This is a genomic window from Chryseobacterium sp. KCF3-3, assembly GCF_045865955.1.
Taxonomy (GTDB): domain Bacteria; phylum Bacteroidota; class Bacteroidia; order Flavobacteriales; family Weeksellaceae; genus Chryseobacterium.
In genome coordinates, this window is record NZ_AP035792.1 from 5,186,070 (window position 1) to 5,206,212 (window position 20,143).

The window sequence follows — 20,143 nt, forward strand, 5'->3', positions numbered from 1 at the left end:
GGTAACAATAGTAAGGCTTAAGGCTCTTAATAATAAAGGATTCTTAATGAGTGGGAAAGTTTTAAATAACTTTATGATGAATATATTGATATATTCGTTACCCAAGTTTCTCTGAGCTACATAACTATATTTAGAATAATAAATATCTACTAAAACCAATAGTATACTTACTAAAAAAGAGAATATAATTAAAATATCTAAAGAATATTTATCATTTTTCATTATATACAAATTACGATGGAATCCAATTGTCGGAATTCCAAATTATCTACCAATACTTACTCATCAAAAAGGATTTCAGCATACTATACTGTATCAGTTATCCTCTGTATTAAGAGGGGTTTCCTCTTGTACATTATTACCAGCATCATGAGCTGAAGCCTCTTCGAATCCTTTACTTTTGAACAGATAGTTTTCAATAAGCAAACCATGAGGATTATTTTCAGTTCTTGCCACATTATATAAATCAAATGAAGCATAGAACAGATTTTTTGTACTCACATTCTGGTCAACTCTGGAAACACTGAGTTTCCCATAAACAGATGCGTGATAAGGATATTCTTTATCATTAACTTTTATAGAATCTATATCTAGTTTTTGAACTAAATTTTGAGATTGTATCCTCGCAAAATGCCCATTTGCTTTAAGAGATAAATACAATTGTTTTCCCGAGTTTCCGATCAGATAGAGCGCCTCATTGATATTCTTATCATAGCTAAATTGATCATAGCCAAAAAATAATCGGTGAAACACTTTAATATGATTCTTAATCTCAGGTAATCTATAATTTTCATAGTCCTGATCATTATTCATAGAATTTGCAATGGCAGCTTGCCCCTTTTCAGTTAGAACATATATCTTTTTAGTAAAAACTTTACTTACATAAACAGCCCAGATTCCACTGGAAACAATCGCTATTACTGTGATAAAAAAGCTAAGAAATAATGCTTTTTTAACTAAAGAATAAGTAGAAGGAATTTCACGTAATTTTTTTAAATCCATTGTTTTTTTATATTGATAAATTATGATACAGATAAAAGCCTTCTATCTGAATATTTTAACTTTAAAAGAAGCTTTTCTACAATTTTCGCATAAGAAAGATTGCCTGTCATCCCCATTTTCTGATAATGAGGCACTATTAGCAAGCTTAACATTTTGGTTACTTTTACACTTTACACACCTGATATCATTATCTAATGCTTTATTTTCTGCTTCCATTGAAGCAAACTTCACTCTTTCTTCTTCAATATTTGAAGAGGTAAGAAAAGATTTAAATTCCATAGTTAAATTAAAGGTGTTCTTAATGGGCATAGTATGAGAATACATGCCACAAGCAAAATTTTAAGAAAAAGTAATTGACAAGATGATGTTGAATAATTTTACATTGTAAAAAGTATTCAATAAGTCTCACAGAGATAGATCGTGTTAATTTTAGAAAAAAGCTATACAGACTGCTTAGTACATATAGCTTAAATCTAACAATACTATGTAAAGAACTCTATATTAGATGAATACATGAGTAATGACATCAACCAAACCAAAAATGGCTAAACCTATTACAAAACGGACAAAATTCTTTTGAGCTTGTTCGTTACCTTGCATATACTGAACAAATATCAGAAAGGCGCCAACAATTGCAAAAGCTGCAACTCCTGCATTCAATGAAGTTTTAAGAGTCTGTGTCCACCCGGCAATTTTCGTATCAATTGATCCTGCTCCTCCTCCTGCCTGAGCGAATAATAAACTCCCCATTGGCAATAATAATGCAATAAAATTCCTTCTGTTAAATTTCAAATTTTTCATTCTATTATATTTTTTTAAACTAAATTTTAATTTTATTTGTTTATGTTGATCTGTATCAGTAATATCTGTTGAAAATCTAGTATTCCTGTTTTTTTGTCATCAGTATTCCGTAGAATGATACCATCCATAAACATTTTAATAAATATCACCCTGAATATAAGCACAATGACTTAATCCAGGTCAAATAATGATTTGTAAATACCTCAGTTACTATTTTACTTAAATCCCTTGCTGTTTTTTGAATTTATACTAATCAAATTTTCCAGTTTCTCGTCAAATCTGATACATTGTACTCCCATTTTAAAATCAAAGAAAAACTCTTTAAATTCTCCTTTTCTAGGATACTTTTTTATTATGTATAAATAAATAACAGGAATTACTAAAAACACTAATGATAATAATACCTTCTTAAATACAATAAAAAGGAATAGCATTAAACATATAACAACTATCATAGCGGTAATTACAGGATAGCCAAAGATTAAAGGCGTCCTTTCCAAAGTTTTTGGGGTTTTATATTCCATACAAGTTGTGTTTATTTTATTCGAAAAAGTTCTTTATCATTACAAAAATCACTTGGGAGACAACCTATTTTTCTCAGCTCACAATTAACCCCTGTGAGTATATAATTAAGCGGTAGATTATATAGAAGTATCCTATCTATAGTATTTTTTTTCTTGTGTCTTTATTATTCAATATTTTTAACGCAGTTTTGGTCCTCTAGGAGGAAGTGCAGGAGCTACCTCAGACTCAACCTTAGGAGCTCTAGCAGGAAGTTTTGGTGATCTTGGAGGAAGTTTTGGTGCTACTTCAGGTTTATTCTGAGTTTCTGCAAATCTTGAAAGGTCAATTTTATTTTTACCTGATCTGACTTCACCCGCATTTGCATACAGACCCTCATCAGCATTTGCATATATCCCTTCACCAGCATTTGCATATATGCCCTGATCGGCATTTGCATATAGACCTTCTTCTGTAGGTGACACGTTTATCTTTCCCTTACTTTGTTCAGATTTCGCCACTTGTTGGATAAACGTTTTTTCAACTTCAGCAGTAAGCTTCTCCAAATCAATTCCTTTCGTTGCTAAAATCCCGATATTATTCGGATTTCTACTTTTGGTAAATACTTCAATATTTTCCTTACTATCATCAACAAAAATATTATGAACAGTACTTAATCCTTCAATTCTTGATTTTTTGCGCTTTTTCATATTTTTTTATTTCTGCATCCTTACTTTTAGCCATTACGATCCTATCCTTACTAATAGGAACAGCAATCATTGGAATATCGTTTAGTTCAGTTAAACCTCTTGTTTCATATACTGCTTTAATTGCACCAGGAAAAAGAGAGGCAGTTAATACAACAACATCAACACCTTGATTTTTACTTTTTTTAACAAATTCATTCAAACCCTTTGCATCAAAAAAGTTAAATGTTTTTTCAGGCTTTCCAGTTTTTTCTGCTTCTTCTTTGGCAGCATTTTTAGCATTTATCAATGCAACCTGTACAGCATACTTAGAACTTAGTGTAAGAGGATCTTTACCCATAAGCTCTTTCATTAACTGATCTTTTGATAATCCAGGAAGATCATTGTCTTGATACTTATTTGTATATTTCATGATCGCATTATGGAGATGACCATCAAATTGGGTATTATCAAAGTCTAAAAATACATTTGTTTTCGTTCTCATTTTTTGTACTTATTTCTTAATACTGATATTTACATTATTGTAGTCGATAGAATTTTGAAATCCTGACAAAAAATTTTTATTTTTTTTCAACACACTAAAAATCAATAAATTAAATTTATTTGTTAAAAAAATTGGAAAAGTAAATACGCTTATGCAATACAAGTCTTGTGAAAAGACAGAACTCAACTTACAGTATTTTGAATTACCATTGTAAATCCCTGAAATTATTTATATGACCAATTGAATAGAAAATCTCAATTGGAAAATCCGAGAACATGTCCCAATAAATATATTTCAGGAAGACCATCTCATTGCACAATATTTAATTACAATTGCTTTATTACTTAACATCATAATACTTTATTACCTAACAACATAATAATTTTCAAAATTAAATGGATTTAACAATCCATCAAAAAACAACGCTGTAAGAATAAACAGTCAGGCATGTAGTTTTTATTCATTTTAACAATATGAATAAAAATTACACTGCTATCAACATATAGCTGCCAATAATAAATATTTCTCTACAAAAAAAATGGATGGCCATAACAGCCATCCACATACAGTTAATAAATATGAAGTTGATTTTAAAATAAATCCTATTTTTTAAGGAATTTAGCAGATGATTGGCTGCCATCGGTAAACACAACATTCACCATATAGTTTCCGGTCATAAGCTTTTGCACATTAATTTTTACACTTTGTCCTTCTAAAGAAATCTGCTCAGTGCGGAATACTTCCCTACCCATCGTATTAACAACGGATACTGCTTTCACTTTTTTATCAGATGATATTTTTACATTCAGGTAGTCCACAGCAGGAGCAGGATATACTGAGATAGAAGAAGAACTATCTTTCATCTCTCTACTCTGAACTCCGGAAGTTCTTGCTGCTGATGATGGAGCAACATCCGTTAAATACCATTCTTCCAGGTCATTGCCTGATTTAGTCCCTAAGATAATTGGAACTCCACTCGAATTAAAGGATCCTTGAAGTGCTAAATTAAGCCCTCCTTGCAGATCCTGAATATAATACGAGTTGTCTCCTTTTCCTGTGGGTAAAATACGGAATCTTTGTACCCCAACTGCATAACTAACATAGTCACTAGTTCGAACAAAATCCCCATACTGTTGACCATTGCAAGTCAATGTAGTGGCAGTGCCTGTAATCCCAATACTATAAAATCCATTGGCTTCAGCCTTTAATATAAACTTATTGGGTAAAGTCGAAGTTGTTGGATTTTGTGTATCTGTCATTAATGCATTTGCAAAAACACCCAACGTATATCCTGTCTTTTTGCTCACTATATATTTAGGTCCATTGACAAGTCTACGCATTTCTGTAAGCTCAATTCCATTACTATAGAGTATACCTGTATTCTGAGGATCAAAAGCCTCTTGTATTTTTCTGCCTAGTTCTGGTCCATTAGGATTATTTTCGCCATTCTCCCAACCTACAGCCATTGTTGATCCAAAAAACTCATCAGCACCCGCACCATAAGGTACGTCATTTCCGTACAAACCAGATAGAACAGCTACGGTTCTTTTATTCTGGTCAAATATTGGTGAACCAGATGCTCCTACATCTGCACCCTGAAACCCATTGGCTGTTCTTACTAATCTTGCTTTAAATGTTTTATCTGGATAATACCATACCCATTGCGGATTATTGTATGTTCCAATTTTTTTACTTTCCCCCAGTGGAAAACCCATATATACTCCTGATGTAGGAGCTATAGCCTGACGGTCATACCCATTTATATATACTTGTGATAAATCCAGCCCTGGAATAGTGGACAAATCTGTGACTACTTCTGCCACAGCAATGTCAAAAGGATGGTGGTAAGTTTTAGCTACAGGTTTTATGGTTACTTGAGCTTCTATTGTAGGTACCATAGCACTTCCTGTACAAGTTTGGTTTTCATATCCGAAAGTCAATGTTACCTGACTATTTTGCAGCATGGGCTCGCTATGCATTGCATGAGTCGCTGTAACCAAATAGATTTTACCATCTCCATTATTGATTAAACTAGCTGTTCCATATGTTCCAAGAGCGACAACTGATCTTTTTTGTTTTTCCCAATTTGCTCCTTCAGAACAATTTACATTAACTTTCTGTGCATTTGTTAATGAAAAACTTAAACCGCATAAAAGCGCACTAATAATTATTTTTCTCATCTAATTAAAATTCTAAATTATTTTTAATTGTATTAATACTGTCTTGCATGCGGTAAGTAATAATATTTCAAAACTAAAGGATTTAATAGTGGCTGAAAAATTTATTGTGTAGAAAAAAACAGACAGTCTATAGTTTTTCCTCAATTTATTAAATTAAAAAAATGACATTATCACCGATGTATAACTACTGCTAATAAATATTTCTCTACAAAAAAAATGGATGGCCAAAACAGCCATCCACATACAGTTAATAAATATGAAGTTGATTTTAAAATGAATCCTATTTTTTAAGGAATTTAGCAGATGATTGGCTTCCATCGGTAAACATAACATTCACCATATAGTTACCGGTCATAAGCTTTTGTACATCAATTTTTACACTTTGTCCTTCTAAAGAAATCTGCTCAGTCCTGAACACTTCCCTACCCATCGTATTAACAACAGATACTGCTTTTACTTTTTTATCGGATGATACTTTTACATTCAGGTAATCTACTGCAGGAGCAGGATATACTGAAATGGAGCTAATTGATTTTGAGCTATCTGCATTTTGAGAAACAGAATTTCTTGAAGCATATCCAGGTGCATCTCCTAAAAACCACTCTTCGTAAGCTGCTCCAGACTTAGTTCCTAAAACGATTTTGGCGCCATAGTCATTGGATGAGCCTTCTATTGTAAGATTTAAGCCAGATCTTACATCCTGAATATAGTAAGTTCCATCCCATGAACCTGTTGGCAATATTCGAAACCTTTGATTAGTATCATTTGGATAAGCTATATTCTGCCCGGCAGTAATTTTACTCCCGGCATTAGTCCCTATACTTCCAATTACAACATTATTGGACTGTCTTTTAAATTTATAATAGCCATACATATCTGTGCTTATAGTGAATGTGTTAGATCCTCCAGAGGTTGTTGATTGTTGAATCAAATCACCATTGGTGTTAATGGTAAATACATAACCAGATTTTTTATTGATTAAATATTTAGGACCATTAACAATTCTACGCATTTCAGTAAGTTCAATACCATTGGTATATTCTAAGCTGGTATTATTAGGGTCCAGTGCGGACTGCAATGTTTTGCCTACTAAGTACTCATTAATACTTTCTCCATGCTGCCAAGCACCTGCTAATGTAGTGCTAACAGCCTCTTTTTGTGTATAAGAAGGGTTCAGAGTCTGACCTTGTGAAGTATATACTACAGCCTTTGTTCTTTTGTTCTCATCAAATATCGGTGAACCGGAAGTATTACTAGCTCCTTGGTATCCACTAACTGTTGGTATAAGTGTCACAATCAGCTTTTTACTGTTATCATAAATTACTGGAGCTTGTGCCTTATTAAATGTTCCAATTTTCTTTGTATCATTATAATTTGGAAAACCTATGTATGCCCCTGATTGAGGAGCTGTATCCTGGCGATCCCATCCATTGAGATAAATTTTTGATAAATCCAAGCCTGGAATAGTGGATAAATCAGTGATAACTTCCGCAACAGCATAATTATAAGGATCCTGATAACTTCTCGCAACTGGTTTTATAACAACCAAAGCTTTAACGGGAGGATTGATAACACCTCCTGTACATGTTGTATTTTCTGCCCCAAATGTCAAATCTGCTTCAATATTCTGTCCCATAATATAGTCATTCATTGCAGTACGGGAAGTTAATAAGTAAATTTTACCATCACCATTATTGATCAAACTTCCCACGGCATTCCATGAGAATTTTACAACAGCATTTTTTTGTTTTTGTAATGCTGCTCCTTCCGGACAATTTACATTTACCTGTTGCGCGTCCACGAACTGAAGGCCCATACCACAAAGCATTACGCTAATAATTATTTTTTTCATGTGATTAAAATTCTAAATTGTTTTTAGTTGTATTAATATTGTTTGGCATGCGGTAAGTAATAATATTTCAAAACTATGGGATTTAATAATTTATCAAAAGTAAATACTGTAGGAATAAACAGACAACTATGTAGTTTCAGATGAGAGGTCCTGTATTAGAAAAACGACAATATAGATAATCAACTATTTCCAACAATACAATAAATACATCACTCTTAATTACATCAACTAACCCCAAGGCCAACAAGCGAAAAACTACACAACCGTAGTTAAATATCTACCCTGTTTTCTATTTGCAAACAGCAATTTCTATATAGATTTAGCCAAAGATATAATAGCTATCCTATGAAAAAAAAACTATCAATGATCGGAATGCTCCTTATAACGGGTATTTCTTTCGCTCAGACTGACCGTCTTTGGTCTGAAGGTTCAAAAAGAACTTCATCAGAGATCTTTGAAAACAAAACCAGCATCAGCAATCCCAAGGTATACAACCTGGATATCAACGGATTGAAAAACATTCTGGCAAAAGCTCCCAAAAGACTGGCTGCAGGCGAAAAATCAGAACTCATCATCTCTTTTCCGAATTCTGAAGGCAGAATGGAAAATTTTAAAGTGAGGGAGAATTCCAATTTTGCCCCTGAGTTGGCAGCAAAATATCCGGATATCAAATCCTATGTAGGACAAGGTCTGGATGATCCTAATTCCACAGTTTATTTCAGTGTTTCTCCACTTGGACTGTCATCAATGGAAATTTATGGTGATAAATCGGCCGTTTTCATCGAGCCTTACACCAAAGATCTTTCTTCGTATGTAGTGTACAGAAAATCTGACAAAAAAGATGATCTTAGTAAATTTGAATGTACTGTAGTAGATGCTGCACAGAAAGGAGTTTCCAATTCTGCTCTTGCAGCAAGACCTAATGCTGACGATGCTAAACTGAGAACATTCAGACTGGCATTATCCTGCACCGGAGAATACACTACTTATTTTGGAGGCACAAAAGCTCAGGCTTTAGCAGCAATGAACACCACAATGACCCGTGTAAACGGTGTTTTTGAAAAAGACTTTTCAGCTAGAATGGTTCTGATTGCCAACAATGATGCGGTGATTTATACAGATGCTTCTACTGATCCCTACTCAATACCATCAGTAGGTACTTCTTCTGCCAACCAAGGAAATACAAATGGATGGGGAATACAGTTACAAAACACGTTAACCAATGTTATTGGAAATGCCGGATATGACATTGGGCATTTATTTGGAGATTCAGGAGGAGGTGGAAACGCAGGCTGTATCGGCTGCGTCTGTGTAAATGATACTTCATCTAATACTGATAAAAATAAAGGAAGCGGCTATACTTCTCCTATAGATAATATTCCTTCAGGAGATAATTTCGACATCGACTTTGTGGCTCATGAAATGGGACATCAGTTCGGTGGAAACCACACTTTTTCTCATGGAAATGAAGGATCAGGTGTAAACGTGGAACCAGGATCAGGATCAACCATCATGGGATATGCAGGAATCACCAGCCAGGATATCCAACCACATTCTGATGCATTTTTCCATGCGGTAAGTATCCAACAGATTACCAATAATATTAAAGCTAAAACCTGCTCCGTTAATACCAATACAGGAAATTCCATTCCTACAGCTAGCGCAGGGTTAGATTATACCATTCCAAAAGGAACACCATTCGTACTGACAGGTACAGGAACGGATGCTGACGGAGATTCTTTAACCTACATCTGGGAACAAATGGACAGTGCTTCTTCTTCTCAGACGGGAGCAAGCTCTGCAGCAAGCGCTACAAAAGCTTCAGGACCTAACTTCAGATCATGGACTCCTACCACTGCACCTGTAAGATATTTCCCAAGAATGGCTTCGGTTTTAACGGGGGCAACTACTACAGCTGGTTCTGAAATCACAGTAGAAGCACTTTCTTCAGTAGCCAGAACATTAAACTTCAGATTTACCGTTCGTGATAACAAAGCGGGAGGTTCCGGAAATAATTCTGACGATGCGGTAATCACAGTAAACTCAACTGCAGGACCATTCCTGATAACTTCGCAAAACTCCGCAACAACTTATGCCGGAGGAAGTTCTCAAACCGTAACATGGAACGTGGCAGGAACTACCGCTAACGGAGTAAATGCGGCCAATGTAGATATTCTTTGGTCTACAGACAGCGGAAATACATGGACTACTCTATTGGCAGCAACACCTAATGACGGTTCACAAGCGGTAACAATTCCTAATGCTACGACAACAACGGGAAGAATTATGGTAAAAGGATCAAACCACATTTTCTTTGATGTCAACAATAACAACATCTCTGTCAATGCAGGTTCAGGAACTCCTGACACAGTTGCTCCTACAGCTCCTACCCTTGCTGCTTCAGGAACTACAGCTACAACCACTAACCTTTCATGGTCTGGAGCTACAGATAATGTTGGAGTGACAGGATATGATGTATATCAGGGTGCTTCATTAATTGGTTCTACAGCGTCTACTACATATACTGTAACAGGACTTTCACCAGCAACTACGTATTCTTTCTCTGTGAAAGCAAAAGATGCAGCTGGAAATGCTTCGGTGTCAAGTAATACAGTGAGTGTGACAACTCTTTCTGGAGGAACTGTTACTTATTGTTCTTCTTCGGCCTCAAATACAGCAGATGAAAGAATCGGAAATGTAACATTTGGATCTATCAATAATACGTCTACAGGAACTGCAGGATATGAAAACTTCACTTCAGTTTCTACCAATGTTACAAGAGGAAGTGCTTATACCATTTCCATTACTCCGGTTTGGACTTCTACAAAATACAGCGAAGCTTACGCGGTTTATATTGATTACAACGGAGACGGAGACTTTACAGACAGCGGAGAACTGGCATGGACAAAAGCAGGGTCTAAAACAAGTCCGGTTACAGGATCTATTACCATCCCGGCTACTGCTACAGTGGGATCCACAAGAATGAGAGTAATGATGAAGTACAATTCAATTCCTACTTCTTCATGTGAGGCAGTCAATTTCGGACAGGTAGAAGATTATACCCTCAATATTGTTTCTTCCGGAAAAGGAGATCTTCATAGTACGAAAGATCTGATCACCGATGTAAAGCTTTATCCAAACCCTGCAAGAGATATACTTTATATTTCCAATACAACTTCTGAAGATTACAAAATCTTCGATATGGGTGGAAAACTAATCGATTCAGGAAAACTACAAAGAGGGTCCGTGAACGTAAGCAACCTTATCAAGGGTGCTTATATGATTCAGATTGGAGAATCTTCTAAGAGATTTGTTAAAAATTAGGATCAACATTAAGTATAAATCATTTTTTATTATACAAATTCATACATACACATGGAAAAAGGATAAGCACAAGCTTATCCTTTTATATTAATAAGTAAAAAAAACTGATCTGTAATTTTATAATACTTTTACTTATAATATAAGAAATTACCATCATTTTCACTGGCGATGAAGAACAGACTGCAAAGCCAATAAGCATCTCGCAGAGCCACAATAAAAAACGCCACATGTGTAGTTTTATAACTACTGATTTTTCACTTTACAATCATAACTATTCAACTAAATTTACAGCTGTAAAAAATCACTTTTGTATTAATAAAAGAATAATTTTATAGATATTTTTTTTCACATCAGATAGTCACTTTGGGTTCAAAAATAGTCTAACACAATCTTCAAAAAATCTATACATGAAACTCATCTTATTAAGTATGGTTATATGTCTCAGATAAAAAAGAACCCAAAGGCCTATTAAAACTGATCTGTATACTTCATCAATAAAAGTCCCAAAGCAATGCTTTGGTTTTTATTTCGAAAATATTTAATGAGTTTTTGATTGAGGCTTTTAGGATGATCTACTAAAGATTACCTGGGTTTAATAACATTTTTATTTTTGATGCCATACAGGTTTCAGAAAATGGAGCTCCTTTTACCATGTATTTTAATATAGATGAATCTCCCTACAATTCAACCCCAACATCCATCTCTATCTCATCAACAAGGGAATGCCAGCTCAACAGAGAACTAGCATTCCTATGGTAATCTAACAAATATTATTTGTTTAATAATTTTTCAATCATTTTATCCAAATCCTCTATGGTTGTTGGCCCGAATCCACTTGCGTAATGGGCAATTTTTGACTCTTTATCAATAATGATATGCGTTGGAAAAGAATAAACATGATATAAATCTGCTTTATTCTTACTATCCGCAATGATATTGTATTTAAATGTCTTTGTTTTTAAGAACTCATCAATTTTTGATTTTGGATTTGTTGAAAAACCAAGAAAAACAACCTCTTTATTTTTATATTTTTCAACCAATTCATTGAGTTCAGGGATTTCCATCAGACATGGCTTGCATTCAACAAACCAAAAGTTCATCACTATCACTTTCCCTTTAAGATCAGCCAGAGAATATTTCTTACCCAAAATATCAGTAACCGAAAACGGCATTGCTTCTTTACCTATTAATGCCTCGCTAGCTATCCTGGCCTCTTCTCTTTTCTTTTTTCTTTGTTTAAACATTTCTTTTTCTTCTTCAGTTGCTTTTCTTAATACAAAAGCTTTTAATTCCATACGATCATCAGCATAAGGATCAAGCTCATAATCACCAGAGCTCATTTTCTCCCCAAAATCTTGTTCATTAAGCAACACATGGTCTTCAGAATAAGTAGGTGTGGTTTTAGGATTGATCATGATTGGTCCATTAGACTTAATATCTTTAAAGGAAGCCTTTTTCAAGCCTTTTAATGGGTCTGTATTTTTTACGGCAGCATTTTCTTTTTTTACCTCACCCATTTGTGCGGTAATAGTATTAGTGCTTACAATTAGAATGAGTACAATTGTAATGATCCAATTTCTTTTTGTCATAATATTTGTTTTTTTATTAATTTAAAAAAATGTCATGTTGCTTAATTTGTAAATCTATTATTTGATAGTTCAAAGGTAAATACGCAAGTTTTAACCTAGTGATAACTAGAGTTAGCGTGTGTTAACGCAGTAAATAGTATCCCTATAGATGTTATTTTTGATATACGAAATTATTTTTCCGAAACAATATTGCCTTGTATATAAGTCTTATGGTTTTAAAGTGAAATTGTTGATAAATCATGTATACTACAACAAATATGGGGTAAAGATGACTTTTTTAATGGTCGCAGTTTAGATGTTTTCATTTCCAGAATCAGAAAAAAACTATCGCATGATCCATCTATTCAGATCATCAATGTAAGAGGCAGAGGATATAGACTTATCAGCTAACTTTATTTTTTAGCTCTACAAATTTTTCAATTGAACTTTTAAGAAATCTGAAGAAAATAAATTTAATTTTTAATCCTGTTTAATTTTAAAAATTGATCTAAGCTGTATTTTCCAGCACCAAAAGATAAAAGCGTAAGGAGCATCAGAATATAATATAAAGGAATTTCAAAACCATTATCACCAGCTTCAAAACCATTCTCCCAATGTACAGTAACAATGGCAACAATCATCGTAATAATCAGGGGAATTGAAATCCATCTGGTAAGCAGACCTAAGGTCAGCAAAATCACTCCCAAAAGTTCTGTTCCGGTTGCCAAATAGGCATTTAATAAAGGTAAGGGAATGTTGATACTCTCAAACCAGTCTGCAATACTACCAATATCTTTTACCTTCATCATTGCCGGATTAAAAAAACCGTATGCCAGCACCAGTCGTAAAGCCAATAAAACAAAATCTTGTATTTTATAAGACCTGTTAATTATTTCTTGTATTTTTTTCATTGATTTGATATAATAATGTTTAGAAAAGAAGATGACAACACTTCTTTATTAAATTAAATGCTACTTATTCCGATATCCTAAAAAAAGTGTATTCTGTAATGCAAACTGTTCAAAATCATGATATAATTTCATCACTTTTTCTCCGTCGTTATCGTACTTGGCAAGCAATTCTATGAAATCTTTTCTGCTAAAACAGCCTTCGTTAGCTTTTAAAATAATTTCCACAAAAGGATAAGAGAGATCGTTGAAATGTATTTGTTTGGTATAAAAGTCCCGATGTACAGATACAAAATACTGGCCTCTGTCTTCTTCTGTAATTTCTTTCACATTTTTTAAATGAATAGGATATTCTGTAGATAAAATCTTAATTTCCGGATTGGGAATAATTTCATCTTCCTGCATTTTTTTTTCTATGCTGAATTCATCAATGGGCAAATCCTCCATCATAAAAACTTCAATCTCCAGCCATTCATACTGTAGAAGCGTAACAAGGAAAGGAAATTTTTTCTTAAAAGGGAAATTGTGCTGCTGATAATAATCTGAAAACTCCTGTGGAAGTTTCCACACCTGAGGAGTTTGACATTTGTGGTGTTCAAAAAAATATGATACCATTTTTTTCCATCTTCTTTTACCGATTAATTTCCTTGTCATAGGAAATGCTCTTTTCAATGTATCTTTTACCACATTATATACCAGCCTTCTGTAATGAAATGTATGCGCCTGAATACTGGTTTGTGGTTCATCTAAGCCGGTCCTGCAATACAAGGCAAGATCCGTTTGAAGGGAAAATGTTTTATTGTGCATTTACAGCAGTATATTGAGGTTTTAGGATGTCATTTTTGATCACTCTCAGCGTATCAATTTCATGTTGTAAATTTTCCAGTTCCGGAATATTAAAATCTCTTTCCAAAAGAACAGGCACGTCTTTATTTATTTGCCCTATAGCCCATCCAAATAAGTCATACACAGGATCAATGATATCTCCTCCGTGAGTATCTATAATTAAATATTCATTCACTTGATAGTGGCCCGCCATATGGATATATTTCACCTTATCTAAGGGCATTTTCTGGATAAATTTCTTCGCATCATACGTATGATTGAATGCATTAACATATACATTATTTACATCCAGTAACAATTCGCAGCCAGTTCTGTTTACAATTTCATTGATGAAATCTTCTTCTGACATTTCAGCTTCTAAAACAGTATAATAGCTTCCATTTTCCAAAATCAATGGCCTTTTCAAAATATCCTGAACCTGAAGAATGTTTTCAGAAACCCGCTCTATTGCTTCTTGGGTAAAAGGGATGGGCAATAAATCGTACAAATGGGCATTATCCACTTTAGAGAAGGTAAGATGTTCGGAATAAAGTACAGCCTGAGTGTCTTCCAAAAACTGCTTTACCTTTTTCACAAAATCCTTATCTACTCCTTCCGGACTGCCTATAGAAAGAGATAGTCCATGACAATAAAGCGGGTATTTTTCCAGGACCTGCTTTAATTCCTGTTTCCAATATCCTCCGACTCCTAACCAGTTTTCAGGTGCTACTTCTACAAAATCAGGTCGCAAAACATCCGTATTCAAAAATGCTTTCGAGAATTCTTTTCTATATCCAATTCCTACCATAATTTTATATTTTACTTAAGTCTATCTACTTAAAAAAATCGACAGACCTATTGTACAAGTCTGCCGATTCCAAAAAATTATTTAGATGATGTTGTTTTTTTAGTTTTTTTGGTTTCATTCTTAGTTTTTTTACCTCCACATTTCCCTTCACCACACTTTCCTTCTCCACATTTCCCTTCTTTAGTTTTGGCTTCTGTTTTTTTACCTCCACATTTTCCTTCAGAAGTTTTTTTACCTCCACATTTCGCTTCAGCACTTTTTTCTGTTTTACCTCCACAGGCCGCCTCTGTAGAATGTGTTTCCATTGATTTCACACTAGCAAAAGCAGTGTTGGTTCCTAATGTAAATGCTCCCAAAGTCAGAGCTCCTAATAAAATTGCTGGTTTTTTCATTATTTAAATTTTAAAAATCATGTAGCATTATTGCTTCTTATATATTAATACCCGAAAACATAAAAAAAATCAAAAAACTGAACAGCACTTGAAAAGACATAACCATCTTTAGAACTTTTGATTTTCAGTATCAAGATTGATTTCTTCTGTATCGTTTATTTGATTATCCTATTATTACGAACAAAAATTGGGATGATATCTCAGTATATTGATGAAGCTGGCTATGTTGATTCAATACTGAGTTTACATAGCCAGTTCTCCCTAAAACCAAATACTATTTTATTTTTTTCATCTCATCCCACTCTCTTATCCCCTTGCCTCAGATATGTTCTTAAAACACGAATAGAGGGAGGTATCTGAGGCCGATAAAGAAAGGGGAAATAAGATTTATGATTTTTCTTCTTCAAAATAAAGAAAAGTGGGTGTTGGCATCCATTGATGCTTTATATTTTTTCATCTCCATTTGCCTGCACATTAATAGAAATAATTAACTTATTTTTCATCATGTATTTGTATTTATTGGGTTTTATATCTAAAGCTCTATTGCATACATGCTGTGAGTACTACTAGTGCTTTTTTAGATACAAAGTGAGAATTAATCCGTATTTTCAATATACCAACAATTATCTTGTTTTTATCTTGGTATAAAAATTATAAAGATGAATTCTTATTTTGTAAAAGTATGATATTCAATTATCTTCAAAAAAAATATTCTGTAGATATAAATCGTTGGGCCAACAAAATAATACTACTTAATTGTAGCTAATAAAGGTTCACTTTGTAAATATTAAATTGTCATAAAAGTTTAATTAAAAAAATAAAAAATCCGAAGAAACTAAATGATTCTCCGGATTAAATATTGCCTAATTTTATGTCAAACTATTTTAGGACAAAATACCTCATTCATAATCTCTTCAAATAGATAAGAAAGAAAAAACCACTTACAATCTAATTTAACAAATTAGCAGACTGAATTATTTTATAAACTCCAATGTTCCATCAGTAATCCTATAAAACGCTCCCACAATTTTTATCTGTCCTTTATCTTCCATTTCCTTAAGGATTGGACTTCTTGTTCTTATATCTCTGAGTGCTATTCTGACATTATTTTCAGAAACGAATTTTACAAAATCATCATTTTTTGAGCTTTTCTTTCCCGTATAGTTTTGACTTATATTCACTGCTGGTTTTATTTTTGAAAGCATCGCTGTCATATTACCCAACTTAACATCGTCAATTGCGCCTTTTATAGCTCCACAATGTTGATGCCCCATTACAAGGACAAGTTTGGCTCCTGCTACTTTACAGGCAAACTCGATACTTCCCAATAAATCTTCATCCACAAAATTTCCAGCTACTCTTCCCACAAAAACATCTCCTAACCCCTGATCAAAAATATCTTCCACGGGCACACGGCTATCTAAGCAACTTATAACTACTGCTTTCGGATACTGACCTGTCACAAGCATCCTTGTTTGCCTCGTATGATCTCTCATCGTTACAGTTCCATCTTGGAATCTTTTATTTCCTTCAATGAAATCTTTCAGAACCTCTTCACCGGTTAACTTATTCTGTTGCTCTTTTGTCATTACATGAGAAGAAATCTTTGATTGAACCTCTTTATTTTCTGATTTCTTACATGAAACTGCCAATCCACATAGCAGACTTAATAAAAGTATTTTTTTTCTATTCATAATCAGATGTGTTTTTTAATTGATCTTTACATCCAGCTACCTCAGCAATAGTCTATTATTTATCAGGATGTGGCGTATATCTTAAATAAGGCTTAATTTCTCTAACTCCTTTTGGATATAATTTTCGGGCATCCTCTGTAGAAATGGTGGGAGGAATAATTACATCATCACCATCTTTCCAATTAACAGGAGTTGCAATCGTATATCTATCCACTAACTGTAAAGAATCTAAAACACGCATTATTTCATCAAAATTCCGTCCTGTAGATGCTGGGTAAGTAATAATTAAACGAATAATCTTATTGGGATCAAGTATCAACAAAGAACGAACTGTTGCTGTTGTGGATGCTTTGGGATGAATAAAATCATAAAGCTTTGAAACAGTAAGATTATTGTCAGCAATGATGGGAAACTGAACACAAGTCATTTGCGTTTCATTAATGTCTTTTATCCAATTCTGATGTTCCTCTACTCTATCAACACTTAGTGCAATCATTTTGGTATTTCGTTTAGTAAATTCCGATTGCAACTTAGCTGTCATTCCCAGCTCTGTAGTACATACAGGAGTATAATCTGCAGGGTGAGAAAACAAAATCCCCCATGAATCCCCAAGGTAATTATAGAAATCTATTTTACCAACAGACGAATCAGCCTGAAAATTTGGGGCAATATCACCTAATTTAATTGTCATAATTGCTTTATTTTTAAAACTGTTATTATTTTATACTATTATAAAGTCTTATTCTTTGATCAACTTTAACTTTTCTGATTTCCCATCTTTATTGGAAACTTCAATAAAATAGCAGGCTCTTGGAAGCGCTGATATATCAATTTTATCAGGAGTATTATTAAACCTTTTCACTAATTTTCCCTCAGCTGTATAAATGTTCACAGAAGATTGTGTTCTTGTTTTTCCAGCCAAATGAATAACATCATGTGCTGGATTAGGATAGATTTTAAAATCTTCCTTTGGCGTAAAATTGGCAGTAGATAAATAAACTTCACCTAGCACCTGCGTATAGTCAACTGACTGGTTAATATTAAACAGGGGAATCTGAACAACTCCACTGGTAGAGTTTAATAAAGGAAACTTATGGCTACCATCATAATAAGAATAGGTAATATTTGTAATGACTCCAAGGGGTGCTAAATAAGAAGTATCAAAAGAAGAATATAAAATGAAACTTTGCACTGATCTGACTCTCAAAACATTATTATACACTTGTGATCCTATCATTAATGTTCCGTAAGCATCACCAGAAGTTGTAATTGTTCCTTTAAAAAGTCCGGATGCTAAGGATGAAGAGAATGTTCCGGCAGCGGTATCTGTTGCAGCATCTGTGATTGTAGATTGATAAGCAACAGGATATGTTATAAAGGTTCCGCTATCAGAATTAAAATTTAATGTCGCCTGTGAAGTTACTATTCCAGTTATTTCAAGTTTTGAAGCCGTTGACTTATAAAATACAGTATTTCCCAAACTATTCATTTTTATAGTTGATCCAGGATAAGTTATAAGTTCTGCAGGTGTTACTGCTGCGTATGAGGTAATACTTAAGGGCCCTTGTGTTAAATTTGCATTATTGAAAGTTGCATTATTTCCAATTGCAGAATGATCTGGCACTCCATTGGCTGTATAGTTATTCACTACATCTCCTATGATTGGATCGTTAAATGCTTTAGTAATTGCTGTAGTTGTTTGTGCTGGAAATAGGCTAAAACCACCTAAGAGAATTCCAATAATTTCTTTTGTCATCATTCTTATTTAAATAGTATTACTTTCTTTGAATTAGGTGTCAAAACTATTTAAAAACTGATGCATTGAATAATTTAGCTCGTAGACATTACACTATAATACTGTAAATATTAATTGCAGAAATAAACAAATACTATAAGAAAGCTTTAAAATCTTAGATATAAAAAAAGCGCTGAAAATTTTCAGCGCCTACTTTTTTTAATATGATAATAGTATTCTTTTATTTTTTAGGAAAAATACTTTTAAATAAATTAGAAAAAAATTACCACCAAAATTTTCTATTTATGATCGTAATATCATGAAGCCTTTTAAACAGGCACACTACATTTACATTAGTGTTTAATTATAAAAACAAGGAAACACACAGGAGGAAGAGCAAATCTTTAGTCCCCATTATAAAGTATCTATCCATTTATATAGATCTGTATCAGAAGATATTCTGAATGATTTTCTAAGTCTGCTTTTTCTCGTCTGAACGGTACGCACCGAAATACAGTTGTATTCTGCTATATCTTTTGTGGTGAAACCAAGCTTGAGAAGAGCACAAAGTTTAAACTCCTCTGCTGTAATCTCCGGATTTATCTCAGTAAGATTGTCATATAAATTGGGAAATGAAGATTTCATTTTGGGTATAAAAGCAATATCATCATTCATGGCAAATTTCACTAGATTTTCCAGATCCATATCATCTTTTCTGTTGAGCTTTTCACGCATACTCGCCATTATTTTTTCACCACGAAGAACCTCTTTGTATAGTTTTAAAATCATAAAATGCTTTGACAGGATAAAATAGCCAAGAATCCCAAACCATATAAACACATTGATAAAAGCAAAGAATCTCTGATTTTTTGAAAATTCTAAATTTTCCACTCCCGCAACCCTGAATATCCTAAAATCATAATAATGGCTTATTAGAAAAAGAATAAATGCAGTAGCAAAAACAATGATAATATACCTCGAAGTTTCCTTTGTATTAAAAATAAATAATGATGTATTAAGAATCAAAAAATAGTACAATGACAAGCCGTTTCCAAAACCTGATGTGGATGAAAAATAGAAAACCAGCAGCATAGAAATCTCCATAACGATAAGGCATACCAAAATATTTTGACGGGCCCTTGTAAAAAAGAAAAGAAAAAGGAAAATTCCTCCCAGCACAAACAATCCCCAAAAAAAGCTACTAAATCCAAAAAGTAAGTCTCTCAATCCGTTCAAAAGCAAAACAACTCCGATAGAAAATGCAAACAAATTTAATCGCTGAGCATCGATACGCTTAAGCATATCCGTGTCAGGATCAATATGCAGGTTTTTTATATAATTAAATATTTTACGTGACATTAC

General features: G+C 33.5%; 19 protein-coding genes. 2 read left to right on the top strand and 17 right to left on the bottom strand.

The window, feature by feature from the left end:
• Positions 1-315 precede the first annotated feature (315 nt).
• The 8 genes from ACKTTZ_RS23045 to ACKTTZ_RS23080 form a co-directional block, all read right to left on the bottom strand.
• Entirely contained in the window at positions 316-1,002 is a 687-nt protein-coding gene (locus ACKTTZ_RS23045) for a hypothetical protein (RefSeq protein WP_309521386.1), read from the bottom strand.
• Between the two features lie 42 nt (positions 1,003-1,044).
• Entirely contained in the window at positions 1,045-1,281 is a 237-nt protein-coding gene (locus ACKTTZ_RS23050; RefSeq protein WP_156106618.1) for a hypothetical protein, read from the bottom strand.
• Positions 1,282-1,503: 222 nt separating this feature from the next.
• Positions 1,504-1,803 (bottom strand): hypothetical protein, encoded by a 300-nt coding sequence (locus tag ACKTTZ_RS23055; RefSeq protein WP_407846724.1) that lies wholly within the window; start codon positions 1,801-1,803, stop codon positions 1,504-1,506.
• 215 nt (positions 1,804-2,018) lie between these two features.
• The gene (locus ACKTTZ_RS23060) at positions 2,019-2,327 is read right to left on the bottom strand and encodes a hypothetical protein (RefSeq protein ID WP_407846725.1); all 309 of its coding nucleotides are present in this window, start codon (positions 2,325-2,327) and stop codon (positions 2,019-2,021) included.
• 177 nt (positions 2,328-2,504) lie between these two features.
• On the bottom strand, positions 2,505-3,014 hold the full coding sequence (locus ACKTTZ_RS23065; RefSeq protein WP_407846726.1) for a hypothetical protein: 510 nt from the start codon (positions 3,012-3,014) through the stop codon (positions 2,505-2,507).
• Positions 2,986-3,495: a hypothetical protein gene (locus tag ACKTTZ_RS23070; RefSeq protein WP_407846727.1), complete on the bottom strand. Its 510-nt coding sequence runs from the start codon at positions 3,493-3,495 to the stop codon at positions 2,986-2,988. The genes ACKTTZ_RS23065 and ACKTTZ_RS23070 overlap by 29 nt, the downstream gene beginning before the upstream one ends.
• Before the next feature lie 602 nt (positions 3,496-4,097).
• Positions 4,098-5,459 (bottom strand): T9SS type A sorting domain-containing protein, encoded by a 1,362-nt coding sequence (locus ACKTTZ_RS23075; protein ID WP_407846728.1) that lies wholly within the window; start codon positions 5,457-5,459, stop codon positions 4,098-4,100.
• A gap of 496 nt (positions 5,460-5,955) precedes the next feature.
• A complete protein-coding gene (locus ACKTTZ_RS23080; protein ID WP_407846729.1) occupies positions 5,956-7,527 on the bottom strand; it encodes an RICIN domain-containing protein in 1,572 nt (523 codons plus the stop codon).
• Between the two features lie 345 nt (positions 7,528-7,872).
• Between ACKTTZ_RS23080 and ACKTTZ_RS23085 the strand changes: the two genes are divergently transcribed.
• Entirely contained in the window at positions 7,873-10,851 is a 2,979-nt protein-coding gene (locus ACKTTZ_RS23085; RefSeq protein WP_407846730.1) for a reprolysin-like metallopeptidase, read from the top strand.
• Positions 10,852-11,621: 770 nt separating this feature from the next.
• Here the strand turns inward: ACKTTZ_RS23085 and ACKTTZ_RS23090 are convergent.
• A complete protein-coding gene (locus ACKTTZ_RS23090) occupies positions 11,622-12,440 on the bottom strand; it encodes a redoxin domain-containing protein (protein ID WP_407846731.1) in 819 nt (272 codons plus the stop codon).
• A gap of 255 nt (positions 12,441-12,695) precedes the next feature.
• Here ACKTTZ_RS23090 and ACKTTZ_RS23095 point away from each other — a divergent pair, with 255 nt between their 5' ends.
• On the top strand, positions 12,696-12,830 hold the full coding sequence (locus ACKTTZ_RS23095; protein WP_407849200.1) for a winged helix-turn-helix domain-containing protein: 135 nt from the start codon (positions 12,696-12,698) through the stop codon (positions 12,828-12,830).
• 62 nt (positions 12,831-12,892) lie between these two features.
• Here ACKTTZ_RS23095 and ACKTTZ_RS23100 read toward each other — a convergent pair whose 3' ends face one another.
• The 8 genes from ACKTTZ_RS23100 to ACKTTZ_RS23135 form a co-directional block, all read right to left on the bottom strand.
• A complete protein-coding gene (locus ACKTTZ_RS23100) occupies positions 12,893-13,330 on the bottom strand; it encodes a DoxX family protein (RefSeq protein ID WP_407846732.1) in 438 nt (145 codons plus the stop codon).
• 60 nt (positions 13,331-13,390) lie between these two features.
• Positions 13,391-14,134 carry a DUF2063 domain-containing protein gene (locus ACKTTZ_RS23105; RefSeq protein ID WP_407846733.1) on the bottom strand — a complete coding sequence of 248 codons (744 nt, stop codon included), beginning with the start codon at positions 14,132-14,134 and terminating at the stop codon, positions 13,391-13,393.
• Positions 14,124-14,960: a DUF692 domain-containing protein gene (locus ACKTTZ_RS23110; protein ID WP_253316772.1), complete on the bottom strand. Its 837-nt coding sequence runs from the start codon at positions 14,958-14,960 to the stop codon at positions 14,124-14,126. The genes ACKTTZ_RS23105 and ACKTTZ_RS23110 overlap by 11 nt, the downstream gene beginning before the upstream one ends.
• A gap of 77 nt (positions 14,961-15,037) precedes the next feature.
• A complete protein-coding gene (locus ACKTTZ_RS23115; protein ID WP_407846734.1) occupies positions 15,038-15,352 on the bottom strand; it encodes a hypothetical protein in 315 nt (104 codons plus the stop codon).
• A gap of 974 nt (positions 15,353-16,326) precedes the next feature.
• Positions 16,327-17,046, bottom strand: a complete 720-nt coding sequence (locus tag ACKTTZ_RS23120) for a carbonic anhydrase family protein (protein WP_034697100.1) — start codon at positions 17,044-17,046, stop codon at positions 16,327-16,329.
• Positions 17,047-17,101: 55 nt separating this feature from the next.
• Positions 17,102-17,737 carry a peroxiredoxin gene (locus tag ACKTTZ_RS23125; protein WP_034697098.1) on the bottom strand — a complete coding sequence of 212 codons (636 nt, stop codon included), beginning with the start codon at positions 17,735-17,737 and terminating at the stop codon, positions 17,102-17,104.
• 48 nt (positions 17,738-17,785) lie between these two features.
• Positions 17,786-18,805, bottom strand: coding sequence for a T9SS type A sorting domain-containing protein (locus ACKTTZ_RS23130; protein ID WP_253316774.1), 1,020 nt, complete (start codon positions 18,803-18,805; stop codon positions 17,786-17,788).
• A gap of 390 nt (positions 18,806-19,195) precedes the next feature.
• Positions 19,196-20,140, bottom strand: a complete 945-nt coding sequence (locus ACKTTZ_RS23135) for a helix-turn-helix transcriptional regulator (protein WP_407846735.1) — start codon at positions 20,138-20,140, stop codon at positions 19,196-19,198.
• Between the last annotated feature and the right edge of the window lie 3 nt (positions 20,141-20,143).

Excerpts from the sequence above, each read along its gene's own strand:
- ACKTTZ_RS23055 (WP_407846724.1), bottom strand. The coding sequence starts at position 1,803 with ATGAAAAATTTGAAATTTAACAGAAGGAATTTTATTGCATTATTATTG.
- ACKTTZ_RS23115 (WP_407846734.1), bottom strand. The coding sequence starts at position 15,352 with ATGAAAAAACCAGCAATTTTATTAGGAGCTCTGACTTTGGGAGCATTT.
- ACKTTZ_RS23105 (WP_407846733.1), bottom strand. The coding sequence starts at position 14,134 with ATGCACAATAAAACATTTTCCCTTCAAACGGATCTTGCCTTGTATTGC.
- ACKTTZ_RS23075 (WP_407846728.1), bottom strand. The coding sequence starts at position 5,459 with ATGCTGCAAAATAGTCAGGTAACATTGACTTTCGGATATGAAAACCAA.
- ACKTTZ_RS23100 (WP_407846732.1), bottom strand. The coding sequence starts at position 13,330 with ATGAAAAAAATACAAGAAATAATTAACAGGTCTTATAAAATACAAGAT.
- ACKTTZ_RS23090 (WP_407846731.1), bottom strand. The coding sequence starts at position 12,440 with ATGACAAAAAGAAATTGGATCATTACAATTGTACTCATTCTAATTGTA.
- ACKTTZ_RS23110 (WP_253316772.1), bottom strand. The coding sequence starts at position 14,960 with ATGGTAGGAATTGGATATAGAAAAGAATTCTCGAAAGCATTTTTGAAT.
- ACKTTZ_RS23130 (WP_253316774.1), bottom strand. The coding sequence starts at position 18,805 with ATGATGACAAAAGAAATTATTGGAATTCTCTTAGGTGGTTTTAGCCTA.
- ACKTTZ_RS23135 (WP_407846735.1), bottom strand. The coding sequence starts at position 20,140 with ATGTCACGTAAAATATTTAATTATATAAAAAACCTGCATATTGATCCT.
- ACKTTZ_RS23070 (WP_407846727.1), bottom strand. The coding sequence starts at position 3,495 with ATGAGAACGAAAACAAATGTATTTTTAGACTTTGATAATACCCAATTT.
- ACKTTZ_RS23045 (WP_309521386.1), bottom strand. The coding sequence starts at position 1,002 with ATGGATTTAAAAAAATTACGTGAAATTCCTTCTACTTATTCTTTAGTT.
- ACKTTZ_RS23085 (WP_407846730.1), top strand. The coding sequence starts at position 7,873 with ATGAAAAAAAAACTATCAATGATCGGAATGCTCCTTATAACGGGTATT.
- ACKTTZ_RS23050 (WP_156106618.1), bottom strand. The coding sequence starts at position 1,281 with ATGGAATTTAAATCTTTTCTTACCTCTTCAAATATTGAAGAAGAAAGA.
- ACKTTZ_RS23060 (WP_407846725.1), bottom strand. The coding sequence starts at position 2,327 with ATGGAATATAAAACCCCAAAAACTTTGGAAAGGACGCCTTTAATCTTT.
- ACKTTZ_RS23120 (WP_034697100.1), bottom strand. The coding sequence starts at position 17,046 with ATGAATAGAAAAAAAATACTTTTATTAAGTCTGCTATGTGGATTGGCA.
- ACKTTZ_RS23080 (WP_407846729.1), bottom strand. The coding sequence starts at position 7,527 with ATGAAAAAAATAATTATTAGCGTAATGCTTTGTGGTATGGGCCTTCAG.
- ACKTTZ_RS23125 (WP_034697098.1), bottom strand. The coding sequence starts at position 17,737 with ATGACAATTAAATTAGGTGATATTGCCCCAAATTTTCAGGCTGATTCG.
- ACKTTZ_RS23065 (WP_407846726.1), bottom strand. The coding sequence starts at position 3,014 with ATGAAAAAGCGCAAAAAATCAAGAATTGAAGGATTAAGTACTGTTCAT.